This window comes from Phenylobacterium aquaticum (assembly GCF_947378715.1).
GTDB classification, from domain to species: Bacteria; Pseudomonadota; Alphaproteobacteria; order Caulobacterales; family Caulobacteraceae; genus Phenylobacterium; species Phenylobacterium aquaticum_A.
On record NZ_CANCLE010000265.1, the window covers coordinates 1 to 3,374 of the forward strand.

The following is a 3,374-nucleotide window of genomic DNA, read 5'->3' on the forward strand; positions in this document are numbered from 1 at the left end:
GCCTGTTGCGAGTGCGTCTCAAGCCCAGCGCCTTAAATCCCCCATTAAGCCCAAGGGGTTAGTCTCTGGCTGGAAGACCCCTGCAACGGGGCCATTGGCCGGGAGGCCGCACATGTCGACTTCGGTTAGCAGCTTCAAGCGCTACGCCCACGACCACTTCGAACCCCAGCAGTCCGATGACCCCACCGCCCAGCGTCGGTTGCGCGGCCAGTTGGAGCAGATCGACTTCACCGCCTACGCCTCCAACAAGGAAGTCGTGGCCGCCATGCTGGGCCACGCGGATCTGGCGAAGTTCCAGAAGCTGGCCGTCGCCGCCGCCCAGGCCCGCGCCCAGTGGGTCAAGGAGGCGCTGGCCATGACCGAGAACGCCCGCCCTGATCCCAAGGGCGTCGCCCGCCTCAGCGAGCTACGTCACCAGTACGAGGAACTGACCGAGGCCTATGAGGCCATGCGCCGGATGGTGGAGCGCGGCTATCTGGTCTATCGCAGCCCCGCCGCCGGCTAGAGCGTTTCCGCGCTACTTCATCGCGTCGTCATAGAACTTCGCCACGTCGGCCTTCATCTGGGTCAGGGCCTGAGGGTTCAGATAGACCATGTGGCCGGACGGGTAGTAGGCGAAGCGCACATTGCCCTTCAGCGTCGGGTCCAGCTGCATGTGGTTGATGTCGTATTCGGTGCCGAAGAACGGCGTCGCCATGTCGTAGAGACCGTTCAGCGAATAGAGCTTCAGCTTCGGGTTCTGCCGCATGGCCATGGACAGGTCCTGGGCGGTGTCGGCCACCTGTGATGCGCGGTTCGCCCCCGGCGCCTTGTGCTTCCAGTCCCAGGCCTGGTTGATCCCGGGGCCAGAGGGGAAGTAGGCGAGGTCGGTGGTGTAGCCGAGGTCCTGCTCCAGATAGTCATGCAGCGCCGCCGTGAACGGCCCCGACACCTGAACGTCGGAGGCGTCGTACTCGGGGCTCTCGCCGGCCGCGTCGACATCGATGGCGGTGAAGCGGCTGTCATAGCGCCCGACCGTGCGGCGCTGGTCGCGCAACAGCTCCTTGCGGAACCGCTGCAGGTCGACCCGCAGATTGGCCCGCTTCAGGAAGTCCACCGACAGGCCGGTATAGGCCGACATCTTGCTCGCCACCGCGTCCAGCTCGGCCGGCGAAATGGTGTCGCCCTTGGCGAGGGCCGAGACATAAGGCCCATTGGCGAAGTCGCGCACCTCCTGCAGGAAGGCGGTCAGGTCGGCGGGTGGGTTGGCCAGCTTGTGGTGATAGGCCGCCGTCGCCGCATAGCTGGGCAGGTAGGTCTGGTAGATGTGATCGAAGCCGGCGTCCCGGGTCCCGTAGTTCAGGATCGAGGACAGGATCAGCACGCCGTTCAGCGCCACGCCCTCGTCCTGAAGCTCATAGGCCAGGCCCGCCGTCCGGGTGGTGCCATAGCTCTCGCCGAACAGGAACTTGGGCGAATTCCAGCGGTGGTTGATTGTGATGTAGCGGGTCACCCCGCGCGCAAAGGCGGCGATGTCCTGGTCGACGCCCCAGAACTTGGTCCCCGGCGTGTCGCCCAGCGGCCGCGAATAGCCGGCGCCAATGGCGTCCAGGAACACCAGGTCGGACTTGTCGAGCAGGCTGTCATTGTTGTTTCCGCGGACGAAGGGCGCGGGGCTGGCGGGGTTCGGCGCATTGGTCTTCACCGTCACCGGCCCGAACGAGCCCATGTGCAGCCACAGCGAGGATGAGCCCGGGCCGCCATTGTAGAAGAAGGTCACCGGCCGGTCGGCCTGGCCCTTCCCGCCGTCGGCCACATAGGCGACGTAGAACATACTGGCGGTGGGTTTGCCGTCGTCGTCGCGCAGGGTCAGGGTCCCGGCCGTGGCGGTATAGCCGATCGCCTTGCCGTTGATGGTCACGCTGTGATGGCTGGTCTTGGCCTGTTCCTGAACCGGGGCCATGGCGGTCTCGCTGTCAGCCAGCTTGGCGGGCTTGTCTTCCTTGCCTGCTGCGGCCCCTGCGGGCGGCTTGGCCTCCTGGGCCAGGGCCGGAACATTCAGGGCCAGCGCGCAGACGCCGGCCGTCAGGATGAGTGCGAACTTGCCCATGGCGATCCCCTCGCTGTCGCGTGATCACGCGCCCTGGGAAAGCCGCTCGCCCCCCGGCCGCGCTGAAACTGTTACGACCTAGCACCGCGAACGGCAGCGCTTCGCAAGCGGAATGTTGAGACCGGCGTTCGCTCGTCCCCTCGGGAAATCGGCCCCGCTCACCCGGCGTCACACTTGAACCCCCGCGCCTGCCCCGCCAAGCTCCCGGCCGAACCCGCGCGAAGACGCGGATCCATTCGGGAGCCCGCCATGTCCGACCTCGACTTCTCCGGCCAGACCGTCCTGGTGGTCGGCGGCTCCAGCGGGATCGGCAATGGGATCGCCCATGGCTTCCGCGAGCGGGGCGCTTCGGTCCACGTCTGGGGCACCCGGCCCACCGCCAAGGACTATGAGGGGATCGAGGGCTCCGACCTCACCGGCCTCGCCTATGCCTGCGTCGACGTCGCCGACCGCGCCCAGATCAACGCCGAGGCGGCGAACATCCCGGCCCTGGACGTGCTGGTGCTCAGCCAGGGGACGGTGGTCTACAAGCGCGGCGAGTTCGAACCGGCCGGCTGGGATCACGTCATGGCGGTCAATCTCGACAGCCCCATGGCCTGCTCCGTCGCCTTCCATGACAAGCTGGCCCGGGCCAAGGGCTCGATCATCATCGTCAGCTCGGTGTCGGGCTATCAGTCCAATCGCGGCAATCCCGCCTATGCCGCCTCCAAGGCCGGCGCCGTCAGCCTGACCAAGACGCTCGGCGAGGCCTGGGCCAAGGACGGCATCCGGGTCAACGGCCTGGCGCCGGGCCTGGTCGCCACCAAGTTGACCGCCGTGACCACCGAACATCCCGACCGCATGGCCGGCGCCCTGCGCGCCATTCCCCAGGGCCGGGCCGGCACGCCGCAGGACATGGCCGGCGCCGTGCTGTTCCTGGCCTCGCCGCTGGCGGCCTATGTCTGCGGCCAGACCCTGATCGTGGACGGGGGCCTTTCCCTGTCATGAGCCCGCCCCTGAACCTCTCCCGCTCGCTCAAGGGCTCCATCGTCCTGGTCACCGGCGCCGGGTCCGGCATGGGGCGCGCCACCGCCGAGATCTTCGCCGCCGAGGGCGCCCATGTCGCGGTCACCGACTACACCCATGAGGCCGCCGAAGCCGTCGCCGCGCCCCTGCGCGCCCAGGGCCTGTCCGCCCAGGCCTGGGCGCTGGACGTCACCGATCCCGCCGCCATCCGCCAGGTCGTGGCCGAGATGGCCGAGCGCTGGGGCGGGCTCGATATCGTGGTCAACAACGCCGGGGTCTC

At 68.0% G+C, this 3,374-nt stretch carries 4 protein-coding genes; 3 read left to right on the forward strand and 1 reads right to left on the reverse strand.

Features of this window, described 5'->3' with window-relative positions:
- The first annotated feature begins 112 nt into the window (after window positions 1–112).
- Window positions 113–505 (forward strand): hypothetical protein, encoded by a 393-nt coding sequence (locus Q7P21_RS20270; RefSeq protein ID WP_304166665.1) that lies wholly within the window; start codon window positions 113–115, stop codon window positions 503–505.
- Between the two features lie 12 nt (window positions 506–517).
- Here the strand turns inward: Q7P21_RS20270 and Q7P21_RS20275 are convergent, their stop codons facing one another.
- Window positions 518–2,089: a S10 family peptidase gene (locus Q7P21_RS20275; protein ID WP_304180190.1), complete on the reverse strand. Its 1,572-nt coding sequence runs from the start codon at window positions 2,087–2,089 to the stop codon at window positions 518–520.
- Window positions 2,090–2,338: 249 nt separating this feature from the next.
- On the opposite strand from Q7P21_RS20275, the gene Q7P21_RS20280 reads away from it, so the two are divergent.
- The gene (locus Q7P21_RS20280; RefSeq protein ID WP_304166671.1) at window positions 2,339–3,076 is read left to right on the forward strand and encodes an SDR family NAD(P)-dependent oxidoreductase; all 738 of its coding nucleotides are present in this window, start codon (window positions 2,339–2,341) and stop codon (window positions 3,074–3,076) included.
- Window positions 3,073–3,374: SDR family NAD(P)-dependent oxidoreductase (locus Q7P21_RS20285; RefSeq protein ID WP_304180192.1), on the forward strand; the 302-nt coding region annotated here is incomplete at its 3' end. The genes Q7P21_RS20280 and Q7P21_RS20285, both read left to right, overlap by 4 nt.